Origin of the sequence: Paraburkholderia fungorum, assembly GCF_046027605.1 — a bacterium.
Classification (GTDB): domain Bacteria; phylum Pseudomonadota; class Gammaproteobacteria; order Burkholderiales; family Burkholderiaceae; genus Paraburkholderia; species Paraburkholderia fungorum_F.
Genome location: NZ_JAQQEF010000028.1, coordinates 77433 through 94217, shown reverse-complemented (window position 1 = coordinate 94217; position 16785 = coordinate 77433). Strand labels below are relative to the sequence as shown.

The window sequence follows — 16785 nt, the reverse complement described above, 5'->3', positions numbered from 1 at the left end:
CTGTTGATTCCGTTGCGGGCGGCACGGCGATGCACGATTCACGTCTCAAGCCAGCGAGCCGGAGACCGGAACTGCGCCTCAGCCCGCCGCCTGGTGAGTTCTGAGTGAGCCTTTTTACGCTTTGCGCGGTGGCTGTTTCATCTGTGCGGCGATTATAAGCCAGCAAAAGACCAGGCCAGAACACGTAAAGAACACGGTGCTCTGACCATCCACTTTCAATAGCCAGCCGCCGACCACGCCGCCCAGCGCAAGACCGATGGACTGCGTGGTGTTGTACACGCCGGCCGCCGCGCCCTTGCGGGTGCCCGGCGCCAGTTTCGACACCAGCGAAGGCTGCGACGCCTCGAGAATATTGAAGCCGAGAAAGTAGACAAAGAGGATCGCCGCCACACTCAGAATCGTATGCGGTGCGACGCCCAACAACAACTGTCCGATCAGGATAAGACCGATCGCGGACAGCAGCACGATTTTCATTTTCCCGCGCTTTTCGGCGGCGATGATCGCCGGGACCATCATCACGAACGAGAGGCCCATTACCGGCAAATACACTTTCCAGTGCGACGCGACCGGCAAGCCGCCGGCTTCCAGAATGCGCGGCACGACGAGGAACAATGCCGTTTGCGTGGCATGCAGCACGAGCACACCAAAGTTCAGACGCAACAGTTCGACGTTATGCAGCACCTCGGCAAACGGCGCACGCACGTGCACCGGCTTGGGCGCATCAGGCACGACCCACAGCACGAGGCCGACCGCCAGAATCGAGAAGATCCCGACCAGCGTGAACAAGCCGCTCATGCCGACCCACTGGAACACGATCGGCGCACCGACGATCGCCACCGCGAACGAAATGCCGATACTGCCGCCGACCATCGCCATCGCCTTGGTGCGATGCTCTTCGGAGGTGAGGTCGGCGATAAACGCGATCACCGCGGACGACACCGCGCCCATGCCCTGAATCACCCGGCCGACGATGATCCACGTCATGTCGTGCGCGCCTGCCGCGACGAAGCTGCCGAGCGCGAAGATCAGGAGGCCGGTCGCAATGACCGGTTTGCGGCCAATTTTGTCGGAAACCCAGCCGTAGAAGATGTACAGCATCGACTGCGTCACGCCATACGCGCCGAGCGCGATACCCACCAGCAGCACGTTGTCGCCGCCGGGGATGGTCTTCGCGTAGATCGAGAACACCGGCATGATCATGAAAAGACCGAGCATGCGCAGCGCGAAGATGGCGGCAAGCGACACGGTCGCGCGCATTTCAGGCGCGCTCATGCGTGAGGATGTAGCAGACGGATTGGACATCGGGAACGTTCGTTGAATGAGCTGGGCGACCTACCACTGGCGGCACACCACGGGCTGACCTGCCCCGCAGGACGGCCAACACCAGGCGGCTTGCCACGGGACGGCTGGATAGCGTGAAACATTGACGCGGCATTCGGCCCGGCGGTCTTGCGCACACTCGCCTGGAACCCGCGGCGCCTTGTACTCGCGGAAAACGGCCCCAGTTAGACCTCTTCCCCACGGCGCAGGACCGCTGCCTTACAGCTTGCCTGGCGCCCTCTTTCGGTCGTCGGGAAGCCGTAACGGCGGTCTTGAAAAGTCGTTATAGTAGCAGGTTTAGCCTCTTCCTCTTTCCGCCAGGTCACGGGCCAAGTCTTGGAATAACGCGTGGAACAAATCCGTATCCGTGGGGCTCGCACCCACAACCTGAAGAACGTCAATCTCGACCTCCCACGTCACAAGCTCGTCGTGATTACGGGCCTGTCCGGCTCGGGCAAATCGTCGCTGGCGTTCGATACGCTCTATGCGGAAGGACAGCGTCGCTACGTCGAAAGTCTTTCCGCTTACGCCCGTCAATTCCTGCAATTGATGGAAAAGCCGGACGTCGATCTGATCGAAGGCCTGTCGCCGGCGATCTCGATCGAACAGAAAGCGACTTCGCACAATCCGCGCTCCACGGTCGGCACCGTCACCGAAATTCACGACTATCTGCGGCTGCTGTTCGCGCGCGTCGGCACGCCGTACTGTCCGGACCACGAAATTCCGCTGGAAGCCCAAAGCGTCTCGCAGATGGTCGACGCGGCGCTCGCGCTGCCGGAAGAGACCCGGCTGATGATCCTCGCGCCGGTGGTGGCGAACCGCAAGGGCGAGCACGTCGAGCTGTTCGAAGAGATGCAGGCGCAGGGTTTTATCCGCTTCCGGGTGCGCTCGGGCGGCGGCACCGCGAACGAAGGCGTCGCGAAGATCTATGAAGTCGATTCACTGCCGAAGCTCAAGAAAAACGACAAGCACACGATCGACGTCGTCGTCGATCGTCTGAAGGTCCGCGGCGATATGAAGCAGCGCCTCGCCGAATCGTTCGAAACGGCACTGCGTCTCGCCGACGGCCGCGCGATCGCGCTGGAAATGGATACGGACAAGGAGCATCTGTTCAGCTCGAAGTTCGCCTGCCCGATCTGCTCGTATTCGCTGCAGGAGTTGGAGCCGCGCCTCTTCTCGTTCAACAACCCGATGGGCGCGTGCCCGGAATGCGACGGCCTGGGGCAGATCACCTTCTTCGATCCGAAGCGGGTGGTGGCGCATCCGTCGCTGTCGCTCGCGGCAGGCGCGGTGAAGGGCTGGGACCGGCGCAACCAGTTCTACTTCCAGATGCTGCAAAGTCTCGCGGCGTTCTACGAGTTCGACATCGACACGGCCGTCGAAGACCTGCCGGAGAAAGTCCGCAAGATTCTGCTGTTCGGTTCGGGCAAGCAGGAGATCCCGTTCTCCTACATCAACGAGCGCGGCCGCACCTCCGTGCGCGAGCATGTGTTCGAAGGGATCATCCCGAACCTGGAGCGGCGTTACCGCGAGACCGATTCGGTCGCGGTGCGCGAAGAACTCGCCAAGTATCAGAACAACCAGGCCTGCCCCGCTTGCGCCGGCACGCGGCTGCGTCGGGAAGCCCGTTTCGTGCGGATCGGCTCGGACGGCGACGCGCGCGGCATCTTCGAAATCAGCGGCTGGCCGTTGCGTGACGCGCTTGGCTATTTCCAGACGCTGCGGCTCGAAGGCTCGAAACGCGAGATCGCCGACAAGGTGGTCAAGGAAATCGTCGCGCGGCTGATGTTCCTGAATAACGTCGGGCTGGATTATCTGTCGCTCGAACGCAGCGCGGAAACGCTCTCGGGCGGTGAAGCGCAGCGGATTCGCCTCGCCTCGCAGATCGGTTCGGGTTTGACCGGCGTGATGTACGTGCTGGACGAGCCGTCGATCGGTCTGCATCAACGCGACAACGATCGGCTGATCGCCACGCTCAAGCATCTGCGCGACCTGGGCAACTCGGTGATCGTCGTCGAACATGACGAAGACATGATCCGCATGGCCGACTACGTGGTCGACATGGGGCCGGGCGCGGGCGAGCATGGCGGAATGGTGATCGCCGAAGGCACACCCAAACAGGTGCAGGCGAATCCGGCGTCGATGACCGGCCAGTACATGTCCGGTGCCCGCAACATCGAATTCCCGGACGAGCGCAAGGAACCGGACGAGCGGCGTCTGCGGATCGTCGAGGCGTTCGGCAACAATCTTCAGCACGTCTCGCTCGATCTGCCGGTCGGCCTGCTGACCTGCGTGACCGGCGTGTCCGGTTCGGGCAAGTCCACGCTGATCAACGACACGCTGTATCACGCGGTCGCGCATCACCTGTATGGGTCGTCCACCGAGCCGGCGCCATACGAATCGATCGAAGGTCTGGAGCACTTCGACAAGGTCATCAACGTCGACCAGTCGCCGATCGGCCGCACGCCGCGCTCGAATCCGGCCACTTACACCGGGCTGTTCACGCCGATCCGCGAACTGTTCGCGGGCGTGCCCGCCGCCAAGGAACGCGGCTACGAAGCCGGCCGCTTCTCGTTCAACGTGAAGGGCGGCCGCTGCGAATCCTGCCAGGGCGACGGCGTGCTGAAGGTGGAGATGCACTTTTTGCCGGACGTGTACGTTCCCTGCGACGTCTGCCACGGCAAGCGCTACAACCGCGAAACGCTCGACGTGCAGTACAAAGGCAAGAACATCAGCGAAGTGCTCGATATGACGGTGGAGAACGCCTACGAGTTCTTCAAGCCTGTGCCGGTCGTCGCGCGCAAGCTGAAAACCTTGCTGGACGTGGGTCTGGGTTATATCCGGCTGGGCCAGTCGGCCACTACCCTCTCCGGTGGCGAGGCACAGCGCGTCAAACTATCTTTGGAACTGAGCAAGCGCGACACCGGTCGCACTCTATACATTCTCGACGAGCCGACCACCGGTCTGCACTTTCACGATATTGCCTTACTGCTGGAAGTCATTCATCGTTTGCGGGACCAGGGTAATACCGTCGTGATCATCGAGCATAATCTCGATGTAATAAAGACCGCCGACTGGGTGATCGATCTTGGTCCGGAAGGCGGTGCCGGCGGCGGCCAGATCATCGCGCAAGGCACGCCGGAGCAGGTCGCGAAGTCAAAGGCAAGTTTTACCGGAAAGTATCTGGCGCCGCTGCTGAAACGCACCGCCAGCAGAAAGTAATGCTGCACAACACGGGTTGGAGACGGAATAAGCCATGGCCAAGCGGAATCAGGCGCGCGACGACGGGCAAGTGCAGGACCTACGCCCACGCCCGGTGAGGCTGACTAGCGACATGAGCCTGCCAAAGCTGTCGGCAGTCGAAATCGGCAGTTACGTGTTGATGCTGTTCGGCATGTGGGCGGTCATCGAACTGCAGTTGCTCGGCGCGTTGCTGGCCGGGCTGCTGGTGTTTCAACTCGTGCACACCATCGCGCCGCGTATCGAACGGCATATGTCGAGTCAGCGCGCGCGCTGGCTCGCGGTCGTGATCCTCTCGGTGGTGATTGTCGGTGCGCTGACGGGGTTGACGCTTGGCATCATCGAACATTTCGAAAACGACGTGCCGAGCGTCCAGAAGCTGCTCGACCAGGCAATGCAGTTGATCGACCAGGCGCGCGGCCGGATTCCACAATTCGTCGCCAACTATCTGCCGGTCGATACCGAGCAGATGAAGACGAAGGCGGCCGAGCTCATGCAGACGCACGCGAACATGCTGCAGCAAAGCGGCAAGTCTGCTGCGCGCGGTTTCACGCACATCCTGATCGGCATGATCATCGGCGCGATCATCGCCGTCGGGGCGCAGAGGCATATGCAGCGGCTGCCTTTGTCCACAGCGTTCGTCACGCGCGTGACCCGTTTCGCCGACGCGTTTCGCCGCATCGTATTCGCGCAGGTCAAGATCTCCGCGATCAATGCGATCTTCACCGGCATCTTCCTGCTGGTCATCCTGCCGATCTTTCACGACACACTGCCGCTCTCCAAAACGCTTGTGCTGGTGACGTTCATCGTCGGCTTGCTGCCTGTGATCGGCAATCTGATCTCGAACACGATCATTGTTGCGGTGGCACTCTCGGTGACCTTTCCGGCGGCGATCATGTCGCTCGTGTTCCTGATCCTGATTCACAAGCTGGAGTACTTCCTGAACGCACGCATCGTCGGCGGTCAGATCGAGGCGCGCGCCTGGGAACTGCTGATCGCGATGCTCGTGATGGAAGCCGCGTTCGGCATCCCCGGCGTAGTCGCGGCGCCGATCTTTTATGCGTACATCAAGCGGGAATTGATTTATCTGCGGCTGGTGTGAAGAAGAATCAAACCCCGCGCTCCGGAAAACGTGGGGGTGATCGGCAGTCTGAAGCGGCATTTAAGTGCCGCTTTTTTCATGCTCAAAAATCATGCTCGCGTTCAACGAAAGCGTACGCGGATCGCCCGGCGTCACGTAGTCCGCGTACTGATATTCCCAGTAACGGCGAATTGTGGCGCGCCGGCCTCGCCATTGCCTCTGCTGGTTGAAAGCCATACCAGGTGGCCGTCAACGCCGGCGCCTCGACTCTACGGCGCCGTGTCTCGCTTACGAGAAACTTGCAGTCGCTGGCATGATTCCCTAAGATGAGAACAATTCCCATTTGCACCTATGTCTTTGCCGTGACCCTCCGTCAGAATTCCCGCCGCATTTCGCCGGCTCGCTTATGAGGCAGCAATTCGTCCGGCTGCACCGCTGGTTCGGTGTCGCCATTGCGCTGTTTTTGTTCGTCGCCGGCCTGACCGGAGCGATCATCGCGTGGGATCACGAACTCGATGCGGCGCTGAACCCGTCGTTCTTCAAAGCGCGCTCCGCCGGCCCGGCACTGTCGGGGCTCGAGTTGGCACGTCGCGTCGAAGCGGCTGATCCGCGCCTGCAGGTAACGTATTTGCCGCTCGACGCTGAACCCGGCCACACGCTGCAGATGATGGTGCTGCCGCGCACCAACCCCGCCACGAAACAGCCCTACTCGCTCGACTTCAACCAGGTTGCCGTCGACCCTGCCACGGGCGAGGTTCAGGGGCGGCGCGAATGGGGCGCCGTTTCGCTCGCGCGGCTCAATCTGATTCCGTTCGTCTACAAGCTGCACTACACGCTGCAATTGCCGTTTACCGGCGGTGTCGATATCGGCACGTGGCTGATGGGTATCGTCGGGATCGTGTGGCTGTTCGATAGCGCCGTCGCGCTATGGCTGTCGTTTCCGAGCTTCAAGGCATGGCGCAAGTCGTTCGCGTTTCGCCTCACGCGCGGCGGCTATGCGCTCACCTTCGATCTGCACCGCTCGGGCGGCGTGTGGATCTGGGGCTTGCTGGTGATCGTCGCGCTGACGTCGGTGTCGATGAATCTCTCGGCGCCGGTCGTTCGGCCAATCGTGTCGATGTTCTCGACGCTCACGCCTGATCCCATCAACAATCCCGAGATTCTGCGTAAGCCTGAGCCAGGCGATCAGGTATTGAGCCGCGAGCGCATCGTGCAACTGGCCGAGCAAGCCGGCAAAGCACAAAACCTCAAGGTGGCACCGGGCGGTCTCTACTACGCGGAATTCCTGCACGCCTATGGCGTCGGTTTCTACGCAACCGGCAACGATCACGGCGATATCGGACTCGGCAACCCGTGGATGTATTGGGACGCCGCCACCGGCAAGCAACTCGGCGCGCAGATTCCCGGCAAGGGCACGGTGGGCGATATCTTCATGCAGGTGCAATTCCCGCTGCACTCGGGACGCATCCTCGGTCTCGGCGGGCGGATTCTGGTTAGCGCGATGGGGATTGCGGTCGCCGTGCTGAGCGCAACGGGATTGCTGATCTGGCTGAAGAAACTGAATGCACGCCGCCGTTCGGCGCAAAACGCACGGCTCGCACAGAACACGCGGGATGCGGGCAGAACCGCGGTGCGGTCCTGATCAAGACGAGAGCGCCGGCTTTCATTCGAAGCGCGCTTACAGCAGCTTGCGCGGCCCTGATCTGAGACGAGAGCGCCGCATTCACTCGAAACGCGCTTGCATCAGCTTGCGCGGCCATGGAGAAATACCGCGCTGCCTGACTGATTCGGCGCACGCTTGCAGCGGGGTCATGCGGCCATGGTTGGGCCACCGTCCCCACCGCCAGCGCATCAACTTCTCTTAACGAAACACCACCGTCTTGCTGCCGTTCAACACAACGCGATGCTCCACGTGCCACCTCACCGCACGTGCGAGCGTCACGCATTCGACGTCACGGCCGATCGCCGTCAGTTGCTCCGGCGTCATGCTGTGATCGACGCGCTCCACTTCCTGCTCGATGATCGGACCTTCGTCGAGATCCGTCGTCACGTAGTGCGCGGTGGCGCCGATCAGCTTAACGCCGCGATCGAACGCCTGGTAATACGGCTTCGCGCCCTTGAAGCTCGGCAGGAACGAATGATGAATATTGATCGCGCGGCCGGCGAGCGATTCGCACAACTGCGGCGACAGAATCTGCATGTAGCGCGCGAGCACCACCAGATCCGCTTGATGCTCGTCGATCACTTCGAGCACGCGTGCTTCCTGCGCGACCTTCGCGTCGGGCGTGCCGCCCATTAGAGGGAAATGATGGAACGGAATGTCGTAGCTGGCGGCGAGCTGATAGAACTCCTTGTGGTTCGAGATGATCGCCGGAATCTCGATACCCAGTTGACCGGTGCGATAGCGGAACAGCAGGTCGTTCAGGCAATGGCCGATCTTCGACACCATGATGATGACGCGTGGCTTCACCGACGCATCATGCAATTCCCAGCGCATGCCGAACTGCTCGGCGAGCGTCGTGAACGATTTACGCAACGCCTCCAGGCCCGGATCGCCGCCCACCTGCTGGAAATGCACGCGCATGAAGAACTCGCCGGTGCGGCTGTCGCCGAACTGCGCGGAGTCGAGAATATTGCTGCCACGCTCGAACAGAAAGCCCGAAACCGCATGGACGATGCCGGGCCGGTCGGCGCACGACAGTTTGAGGATAAAGCTGTGATCGGTCGACATGACCTGGGTGACTCCCTTTCTTCAATGCGTGGTTTGTTCGGTGTGTCTTGTTCGATGTGGCGTGCTGTGCGCGTGACTCAAGCTGTTTGTCGCGGAACGCCTGCTAGCGCGTCATTAACGCTTATGCGCTTATGCGCCTGCTAACGCGCCATCAGCGCCTATGCGCCTACGCAAGCACCGGCGGCCCGAACAGCGTCTCGATGCCCGCACACGCGTCCTCATCGATCCAGCGACGGCGCAGCAGGCAATCCAGCGTGGCCAGACTCGCATCCACGGTCATCGCGCCTTCCTCGATCCAGCGCGCCACGTCGTCGATGCGCGCGAGCCGGTGTTCGCCCACTTCGCCATCCTGATTGCGCGGCGCGAAATCGGCCGGCAGCGCGAGATCGTAAATAAAAATCTGCTCGGCCTGCGTGCCTTCCGGCAACGATTGCAGCACATGTGCAGTGCGGCCAGCCACGGCGCGCGCGGCGATCTCCTCGGGAATGCCGGCTTCTTCCCAGCATTCCTTGACGATCGTTGCCTCGATGCCAAAGCCCCAGCCGATCCCGCCTGCCACGACATTGTCGAGCATACCCGGGTCGGTCGCCTTGGTGTCGCTGCGGCGCGCGATCCAGAGTTGCGGAGCGGCCATCCGCGGGGCGGCCTCCCGCGAGGCACTATCCGTATATTCTACGACGCCGTTCAGATGCACCGCGTAGGTCATCGTGCCGAAGAAGCGCGACGCTGCGCGTTCAATGTAGGCGAGCGGCGGCGCGTCGAAGGCATTACGGATCGCGTAGGTCTCGTTGCGCCAGCCGGGAATGCGGCCCTCGGCGGCAAGCGCACCGATCACCGAACCGAGCGCCGCGCTGCGCAGATCGACCGTATTGAAGGAAGGCGCGAGCGTCACGCGCGTGCCGTCGATTTCGAACACATCGGGCCAGCGCGTCAGCAACGGCACATCGGCCGAACGAATCCAGCCGACCTGTTCGACGTCGATCCAGAACGGCAGATGCGCGTGGACGTCGAAGCGCCGCGCGGCGGTAATGCAAGGCAAAGTCATTTAAAGCTCCAAACTGTTCTTCGGTCGCGCTAAATCGTTGTCAGCCGTGTTGTTTGCTGTCGGCCGTGCCAACCGTATCGGCCGCCTCGATCAATCACGCAACGCAACCCGAATCCCAATCGCGATGAACGTCGTGCCGGCGAGGCGGTCGAGCCACACGCCCACGCGCGGCCGGCGCTTCAGCCAGCCGCCGATCATCCCTGCGCACACGCCGAACAGCGAGAACACCACCACGGTTTGCAACATGAACAGCACGCCGAGTTCGAGCATCTGCACCGTGACGCTTTGCGTGCCATGCGGCTGCACGAATTGCGGCAGGAACACGACGAAGAACAGCGTCACCTTCGGATTCAGCAGATTGCCGAGCACACTCTGACGAAACACCGCCATCAACGGTTGCGGCGCGCGCTCGTGCGCCGTGGCGAGCCCCTGGCTGCGCAGCGCCTTGATGCCGATCCAGATCAGATACGCGGCACCGGCCAGCTTGATCACTTCGAATGCAACCGGCGACGAACGCAGCAAGGCGGCCACGCCAAGCGCAGCCAGCGTGGTGTGAAAGGTGATGCCGGCGGCAAATCCGAGCGCGGCGACGAGACCCGCCGCACGGCCTTGCGAAATACCGCGCGCCAGCACCTGCAGATTGTCGGGGCCGGGCGCCATGGTGATGGCGATCGAGGTCGCGAGGAACAACAGGAAGTTGGGCATTGTTCTTACCTTCTTCAGGAGCAGGAAGACGTTCGTATCCAGCGCTCAATGGCCGCCGAATTCGGTCACCGTATAGAGCGGCAGGCCGCCGTCGCGCAGCAGCTTCGAGCCGCCGAGTTCAGGCAGATCGATAATCGCCGCGCCTTCAACCACGACCGCGCCGAGCCGCTCGAGCAGAATCTTGCCGGCCATCATCGTGCCGCCGGTAGCGATCAGGTCGTCGATGATCACGACGCGATCGCCCGGCTTGCAGGCGTCCTCGTGAATTTCTACCGTCGCGGTGCCGTATTCCAGCTCATAGGATTGCGCGACCCGCTTGTACGGCAGCTTGCCCTGCTTGCGGATCGGAATGAACCCGAGGTTCAGCTCGTAAGCCAGAATCGGTCCGATGATGAAACCACGCGCGTCCAGCCCCGCGACGTAGTCGAGCTTCGCGTCGATGTAGCGTTGCACGAACAGATCGATCAGCACGCGCAATGACTTCGGCTCCTGCAGAAGCGGCGTGATGTCGCGAAACTGTACGCCCGGCTGCGGCCAGTCGGGCACCGTGCGGATGTGGCTTTTGATGTAGTCGGCCGCATCGAGCGGCGCGCTCGCGAGCGCGTTGGACATGGTGTCTCCGGATGGACCTCGACAGGTCCGATGAAATGCGAAATCAGGTGCGGCCGGCGAGGTGCGGGCGGCCAGTTCGCCGGCTCAGGCACATTCGGCAACGCCGGTCCGGCGAAATCCCGCCACGCCGGCCATCCACGTCAGGCCGCGGCGGCCCCCGCGCGACGATGCTTCGAAAGCCGCTCTTCAGCTTCGGCCAACTGTTCGGGCAGACCGCGCAACACCACGATATCGCTCGCGCGCAGCTTGGTGGACGGGTCCGGCTCGACGCCGCGAATGCCGTGGCGCCGAATTGCCGTCACTTCAACGCCCAGATCGAACAGGCCCAGTTCCGCCAACGTTCGGCCCACCGCGTCCGAGTTTTCGTCGACCGGCACCGATTGTAGCCGCACCTGTTCGTGGCCGTCGTCGTCTTCCATGTCGTCCGCGCCGTGGAAATAGCCGCGCAACAGCGCATAGCGCTCGTCGCGCATTTCCTCGACCCGCCGCACCACACGGCGCATCGGCACACCCATCAGCACCAGCGTATGCGAAGCCAGCATCAGGCTGCCTTCGACGATTTCAGGAATCACCTCGGTCGCGCCGGCGGCCAGCAGCTTTTCCAGATCGGCGTCGTCGACGGTACGAACGATCACCGGCAGCGTGGGTTCCAGTTCGTGAATATTGTGCAGCACGCGCAATGCCGACGGCGTGTTCGCGTAGGTAATCGCGATCGCCGCCGCGCGATGGATACCGGCGGCGAGCAGCGACTCGCGCCGCCCCGCGTCGCCGAACACCACGGACTCACCCGCGGTCGCCGCGGCCTGTACACGATCGGGGTCCAGGTCCAACGCGACGTACGACAAACCTTCGTGCTCCAGCATGCGCGCCAGATTCTGCCCGGCCCGGCCGTAACCGCAAATGATCACGTGGCCGCTTTGCTTCAAACTCTGCGTGGCGATACGCGTCATCTGCAAGGACTGCATCATCCATTCAGTCGACGACAACCTCAGCACGATTCGATCCGCGTTCTGGATCATGAACGGCGCGGCGAGCATCGACAGCAGCATTGCCGCGAGAATCGCCTGCAACAGTGTGGCGTCGACGAGATGCTTGTCGAGAATCAGATTCAGCAGCACGAAGCCGAACTCGCCTGCTTGCGCGAGGCCGATACCGGTGCGCATCGCGACACCCGGCGACGCACCGAACAGGCGCGAGAGCCCCGTCACCATCACCGCCTTCAGCAGAATCGGGCCCACCAGGAAACCGAGCACGATGAACGGATGCTCCCAGATCACACGCGGATTCAACAGCATGCCGGTCGTGACGAAGAACAGGCCCAGCAGCACGTCGCGAAACGGCTTGATGTCCTCTTCCACCTGATGCCGGTACGGCGTCTCGGCGATCAACATACCGGCGATGAACGCGCCGAGCGCAAGCGACAGCCCGAATTTGTCCGTGATGAACGCCGCACCGAGCGTCACCAGCAACAGATTGAGAATGAACAGTTCCTGCGAGCGGCGCCGCGCCACGACGTTGAACCAGCGCGTCATGAAGCGCTGCCCCACTATTAACAATAGCGCCAACGCCACGACGATCTTGATGGCCGCCACGCCGAGCGAACTGACGAGGTCTTTCGAATCGCCGCCCAACGCGGCGATCACGATCAACAGCGGCACCACCGCCAGATCCTGGAACAGCAGCACACCGAAGATATTGCGGCCATGCTCGGTTTCGATCTCGAGCCGCTCCGCCAGCATCTTGCTGACGATCGCCGTCGACGACATGGCCAACGCGCCGCCCAGCGCCACGCTCGCCTGCCACGTGATATGCACCCACCGTTCCAGCACGAAGCCGAGCGTGACCGCCACGGCGATCGTGCCGATCACCTGCAACAGGCCGAGGCCGAATACGAGCCGGCGCATCGAGCGCAGTTTGGAAAGCGAAAATTCCAGCCCGATGGAAAACATCAGGAACACGACGCCGAATTCAGCAAGGTTTTGCGCGCCCACCGAGTCGGGAATCAAACCGAATGCGTGCGGCCCGACGACGATGCCGACCGTCAGATAGCCGAGCATCGGCGGCAGATTCAGAAAGCGAAAAACCACCACCCCTGCTACTGAAGCCAGCAGCAGGAACAGTGTCATTTCCAGCGGGGAAATCATCGGCAGAAACGCATCGATAAAGCGTCCTCGTTCGTCAGCGGAACCGCGCACGCTAACATCGTGCGACAAGGTTGTGGGGCCGTTAGAAACAGCATTAAAGGCAGTGGCTTGGCACAGCAGGCCCGGCGCGGCGAACAAGCGCCTTTGCTATACTCCGCGAATGATAGCGAAAATCAATGGCGACCGGGCACTCGCGCTCGCTCGTGACGTGCTCGACATCGAAGCGGACGCTGTACGCGCGCTTCGCGATCAACTCGACGATGGTTTCGTCGGGGCGATCGACTTCATCCTGGGTTGCCGTGGGCGCGTGGTCGTCTCCGGCATCGGCAAATCCGGCCACGTGGCCCGCAAGCTGGCGGCCACGCTCGCCAGCACCGGCACACCGGCGTTCTTCGTTCACCCGGCGGAAGCCAGTCATGGCGACCTCGGCATGGTCACCGCAGACGACGTATTCCTCGCGCTCTCCAATTCCGGTGAAACTGAAGAACTCGTGGCGATCCTGCCGCTCATCAAGCGGCTCGGCGCGAAGCTGATTGCGATGACGGGACGTCCGTCGTCGAGTCTCGCACAACTGGCCGACGTGCACCTGAATTCTGCCGTGTCGAAAGAAGCCTGTCCGATGAATCTGGCGCCAACCGCCAGCACTACCGCCGCGCTCGCGCTCGGCGATGCGCTCGCGGTCGCGGTGCTGGACGCGCGCGGCTTCGGCCGGGACGATTTCGCCCGCTCGCATCCGGGCGGCGCGCTCGGGCGGCGTCTTTTGACCTATGTGCGCGACGTGATGCGTACCGGCGACCAGGTGCCGAAGGTGACGCCTGACGCCACCGTGCGCGACGCCTTGTTCCAGTTGACCGCCAAGCGCATGGGCATGACGGCGATCGTCGACCACGACGATCACGTGACCGGCATTTTCACCGACGGCGACTTGCGCCGTGTGCTCGAACGCGACGGCGACTTCCGCAATTTATCGATCGCCTCGGTGATGACCGCCGGCCCGCGCACCATCGGTCCGGATCACCTGGCCGTCGAAGCCGTGGAACTGATGGAGCGCCACCGCATCAATCAGATGCTGGTCGTCGACGAAGCAGGCAAGCTGATCGGCGCACTCAACATGCACGACCTGTTCTCGAAAAAGGTGATCTGATGGCTGTCGCTCCCCTTACCGCCACTGAACGCGCGAGCCGCGTCAAGCTGATGATTTTCGACGTCGACGGCGTGCTGACCGACGGCGGTCTGCTGTTCACGGCGGAAGGCGACACGATGAAAGCGTTCAATTCGATGGACGGCCACGGCATGAAGCTGCTGCGTCAGGCCGGCATCGAAACCGCGATCATCACCGGGCGCAAGTCGGGCATCGTCGCGGCGCGGGTGAAGGAAATGAACATCGCGCACGTTTATCAGGGCGTGCAAGACAAACCCCAGGCGTTCGCGGACCTGCTGAAACAAACCGGCCTGACGGCGGAAGAATGCGGCTATATGGGCGACGACTGGGTCGATCTCGGCGTAATGCTGAAGGTCGGCTTCGCGGCGGCGCCGGCCAATTCGCATCCTGAAGTGATCGCCCGCGCCCACTGGGTCAGCGAGGCACGCGGCGGCCACGGCGCGGCGCGTGAAGTCTGCGACACTCTGCTGCGCGCGCAGCACAAATATGAAGCGCTGCTCGCGGCAGCCTGCAGCGGCGAACAGCGGGGCCTCGTCGGATGAATCAGTTTCGCTGGACTTCACTGATCCCGCTGGTCGCGATGGCGGCGCTCGCCGGCATCACGTGGTGGCTTCTGCAAGCCACGCTGCCACGGCAGAACGAAAGCGTGGTGCGCCCCAAGGAGCACACGCCCGACTACTTCGCGGACAGCTTCTCGGTTTCCGAACTCGATCAATCGGGCTCGACGCAATACCGCCTGACCGCCCAGTCTCTGATCCATTACGAGGACGACGAGCTGAGCGACCTGGTCAAGCCGGCCATGCGCGCGTTTCAGCCCGGCAAGCCGATCGTCACCGCGACCGGCGACACCGGCAAGGTGAACGGCGATGCCTCGATCGTCGATCTGTACGACAACGCGCGCATCCTGCGCGCCGCCGGGAACGGCGATCCGCAGATGCAAGCGGATTCGCAGCATTTTAGGGTGCTGGTCAACGACGATGTCATCGAGACTGAAAAGCCGGTTAAACTTCAGCGCGGCATGTCTGTGATGACTGCCAGCGGCATGAACTACAACAACGTCACCCGGGTGATGCAGCTGTTCGGCAATGTGAAGGGCGCGATCGCCGCGTCCGAAGGCTCCGTCAGCTCGCCCAAGCAACCCGGGTAATCCATTCCAGGCGTGACTGCATGAACGAATCGTTCCCCCGTTTTGATACCGGCCGCTCGCGCACCCTGTCCGCGTGCCGCGCCGGACTCGCTGCGCTGATTGTCGCGTTGCCGCTCGCCGGCTTCGCGCCGCTCGCGCACGCCGACCGCGCCGACAAGGACAAGCCGCTGAACATCGAAGCGGACAACATGACTTACGACGACCTCAAACAGGTCAACATCTTCACCGGCCACGTGGTCGCCACCAAAGGCACGATCGTGATCAAGGCCGATCGGGTCGAAGTGACGCAAGACCCGCAGGGCTATCAGTACGCCACCGGCACGTCGACTGGCGGCAGTCTGTCGTATTTCCGCCAGAAGCGCGAAGGCCTCGATGAATACATCGAGGGTACGGCCGTTCGTATCGACTACGACGGCAAGCAGGACCTGACCACGCTCACCACAAACGCCACCGTGAAGCGCCTGCAAGGGCTCTCGACGGTAATGGACCAGGTGCACGGCAGCGTCATCACGTATGACGGGCAGAACGACTTCTACACTGCGAAAGCGGGTAAGGACGTCGCCGGCCCGGGCAACCCGACCGGCCGCGTGCGCGCGATGCTGGCGCCGCGCAATGGCGGCGCTGCACCGCTGAACGGCGCGTCGGCCACGCTCGCGCCGTCCACCACGATCCAGGGAGCACCGAACCAGTGAGTTCCTCCGCGTCCCTCCCCAATCGCAAACCGGCCGGCACCAGCAGTTCGCTGGCGGTCCGCAATCTGAAGAAGCGTTACGGCTCGCGCACGGTCGTCAAAGACGTCTCGCTCGACGTGAAAAGCGGCGAAGTGGTCGGCCTGCTTGGCCCCAACGGCGCCGGCAAGACCACCTCGTTCTATATGATCGTCGGCCTTGTGCCGCTCGATGCAGGTGAAATCGATCTGGACGGCAAATCGATCAGCTTGCTGCCGATTCACAAGCGCGCGTCGCTGGGTCTGTCGTATCTGCCGCAGGAAGCTTCGGTGTTCCGCAAGCTCAGCGTCGAGGAAAACATTCGCGCGGTGCTGGAATTGCAGCACGAAGACAATGGCAAGCGGCTCACCAAGGACACCATCACGAGCCGCACCGAAGCCTTGCTCGACGAACTGCAGATCGCTCACTTGCGTGAGAATCCGGCGCTGTCGCTGTCGGGCGGCGAGCGTCGGCGGGTTGAAATCGCCCGCGCGCTCGCCACCAATCCGAGCTTCATTCTGCTCGACGAACCATTCGCGGGTGTCGATCCAATCGCCGTGCTGGAAATCCAGAAGATCGTTAAATTTCTGAAGCAGCGCAATATCGGCGTACTGATCACCGACCACAACGTGCGCGAGACCCTCGGCATTTGTGACCACGCCTACATCATCAGCGACGGCAGCGTGCTGGCCGCCGGTGCGCCGAGCGACATCATCGAAAACGAAAGCGTGCGGCGCGTCTACCTGGGCGAACACTTCCGCATGTAAGTGCACAAGGGACTGCCGGCGGTGCGCGTGCGCATCCGCCGGCGCTTTTGCGGCATCCGCACATCAGCATTTTTGACCTGGGCCGTCTTGCGCCCAGCGCCGCCGAAAACGGGCGCACGCGTAA

General features: G+C 62.5%; 14 protein-coding genes. 8 read left to right on the top strand and 6 right to left on the bottom strand.

Going from position 1 to position 16785, the window contains the following annotated elements:
* Window positions 1-114: 114 nt before the first annotated feature.
* Window positions 115-1302, bottom strand: coding sequence for an MFS transporter (locus tag PQR53_RS32220; RefSeq protein WP_408463356.1), 1188 nt, complete (start codon window positions 1300-1302; stop codon window positions 115-117).
* 366 nt (window positions 1303-1668) lie between these two features.
* On the opposite strand from PQR53_RS32220, the gene uvrA reads away from it, so the two are divergent.
* From uvrA to PQR53_RS32205, 3 genes are all read left to right on the top strand, one after another.
* Window positions 1669-4542, top strand: a complete 2874-nt coding sequence (gene uvrA, locus PQR53_RS32215) for an excinuclease ABC subunit UvrA (protein ID WP_408463354.1) — start codon at window positions 1669-1671, stop codon at window positions 4540-4542.
* Between the two features lie 34 nt (window positions 4543-4576).
* Window positions 4577-5662, top strand: coding sequence for an AI-2E family transporter (locus tag PQR53_RS32210; RefSeq protein ID WP_408463351.1), 1086 nt, complete (start codon window positions 4577-4579; stop codon window positions 5660-5662).
* Between the two features lie 385 nt (window positions 5663-6047).
* A complete protein-coding gene (locus PQR53_RS32205; protein WP_408463348.1) occupies window positions 6048-7283 on the top strand; it encodes a PepSY-associated TM helix domain-containing protein in 1236 nt (411 codons plus the stop codon).
* Between the two features lie 219 nt (window positions 7284-7502).
* On the opposite strand, the gene purU is transcribed toward PQR53_RS32205, so the two are convergent.
* The 5 genes from purU to PQR53_RS32180 form a co-directional block, all read right to left on the bottom strand.
* On the bottom strand, window positions 7503-8372 hold the full coding sequence (gene purU, locus PQR53_RS32200; RefSeq protein ID WP_408463346.1) for a formyltetrahydrofolate deformylase: 870 nt from the start codon (window positions 8370-8372) through the stop codon (window positions 7503-7505).
* A 166-nt stretch (window positions 8373-8538) separates the two neighbouring features.
* Window positions 8539-9417 carry an NUDIX hydrolase gene (locus tag PQR53_RS32195; RefSeq protein ID WP_408463344.1) on the bottom strand — a complete coding sequence of 293 codons (879 nt, stop codon included), beginning with the start codon at window positions 9415-9417 and terminating at the stop codon, window positions 8539-8541.
* A gap of 90 nt (window positions 9418-9507) precedes the next feature.
* Window positions 9508-10122 carry a LysE family translocator gene (locus PQR53_RS32190; protein ID WP_408463342.1) on the bottom strand — a complete coding sequence of 205 codons (615 nt, stop codon included), beginning with the start codon at window positions 10120-10122 and terminating at the stop codon, window positions 9508-9510.
* 45 nt (window positions 10123-10167) lie between these two features.
* Window positions 10168-10734: an adenine phosphoribosyltransferase gene (locus PQR53_RS32185; protein WP_408463340.1), complete on the bottom strand. Its 567-nt coding sequence runs from the start codon at window positions 10732-10734 to the stop codon at window positions 10168-10170.
* Window positions 10735-10874: 140 nt separating this feature from the next.
* Window positions 10875-12878, bottom strand: coding sequence for a monovalent cation:proton antiporter family protein (locus tag PQR53_RS32180; RefSeq protein WP_179737436.1), 2004 nt, complete (start codon window positions 12876-12878; stop codon window positions 10875-10877).
* A 160-nt stretch (window positions 12879-13038) separates the two neighbouring features.
* Between PQR53_RS32180 and kdsD the strand changes: the two genes are divergently transcribed.
* From kdsD to lptB, 5 genes are read left to right on the top strand one after another with little or no spacing between them, the layout of a single operon-like run.
* Window positions 13039-14022, top strand: a complete 984-nt coding sequence (gene kdsD, locus PQR53_RS32175; RefSeq protein WP_408463337.1) for an arabinose 5-phosphate isomerase KdsD — start codon at window positions 13039-13041, stop codon at window positions 14020-14022.
* Complete coding sequence (locus tag PQR53_RS32170; protein WP_408388204.1) at window positions 14022-14582, top strand: KdsC family phosphatase; 561 nt, start codon at window positions 14022-14024, stop codon at window positions 14580-14582. Before kdsD ends, PQR53_RS32170 begins: the two co-directional genes overlap by 1 nt.
* Window positions 14579-15187, top strand: a complete 609-nt coding sequence (gene lptC / locus PQR53_RS32165) for an LPS export ABC transporter periplasmic protein LptC (protein ID WP_408463334.1) — start codon at window positions 14579-14581, stop codon at window positions 15185-15187. Before PQR53_RS32170 ends, lptC begins: the two co-directional genes overlap by 4 nt.
* Before the next feature lie 20 nt (window positions 15188-15207).
* Window positions 15208-15879 (top strand): lipopolysaccharide transport periplasmic protein LptA, encoded by a 672-nt coding sequence (gene lptA, locus PQR53_RS32160; protein ID WP_408463331.1) that lies wholly within the window; start codon window positions 15208-15210, stop codon window positions 15877-15879.
* Complete coding sequence (gene lptB, locus PQR53_RS32155) at window positions 15876-16661, top strand: LPS export ABC transporter ATP-binding protein (RefSeq protein WP_179735943.1); 786 nt, start codon at window positions 15876-15878, stop codon at window positions 16659-16661. Before lptA ends, lptB begins: the two co-directional genes overlap by 4 nt.
* Window positions 16662-16785: the final 124 nt, after the last annotated feature.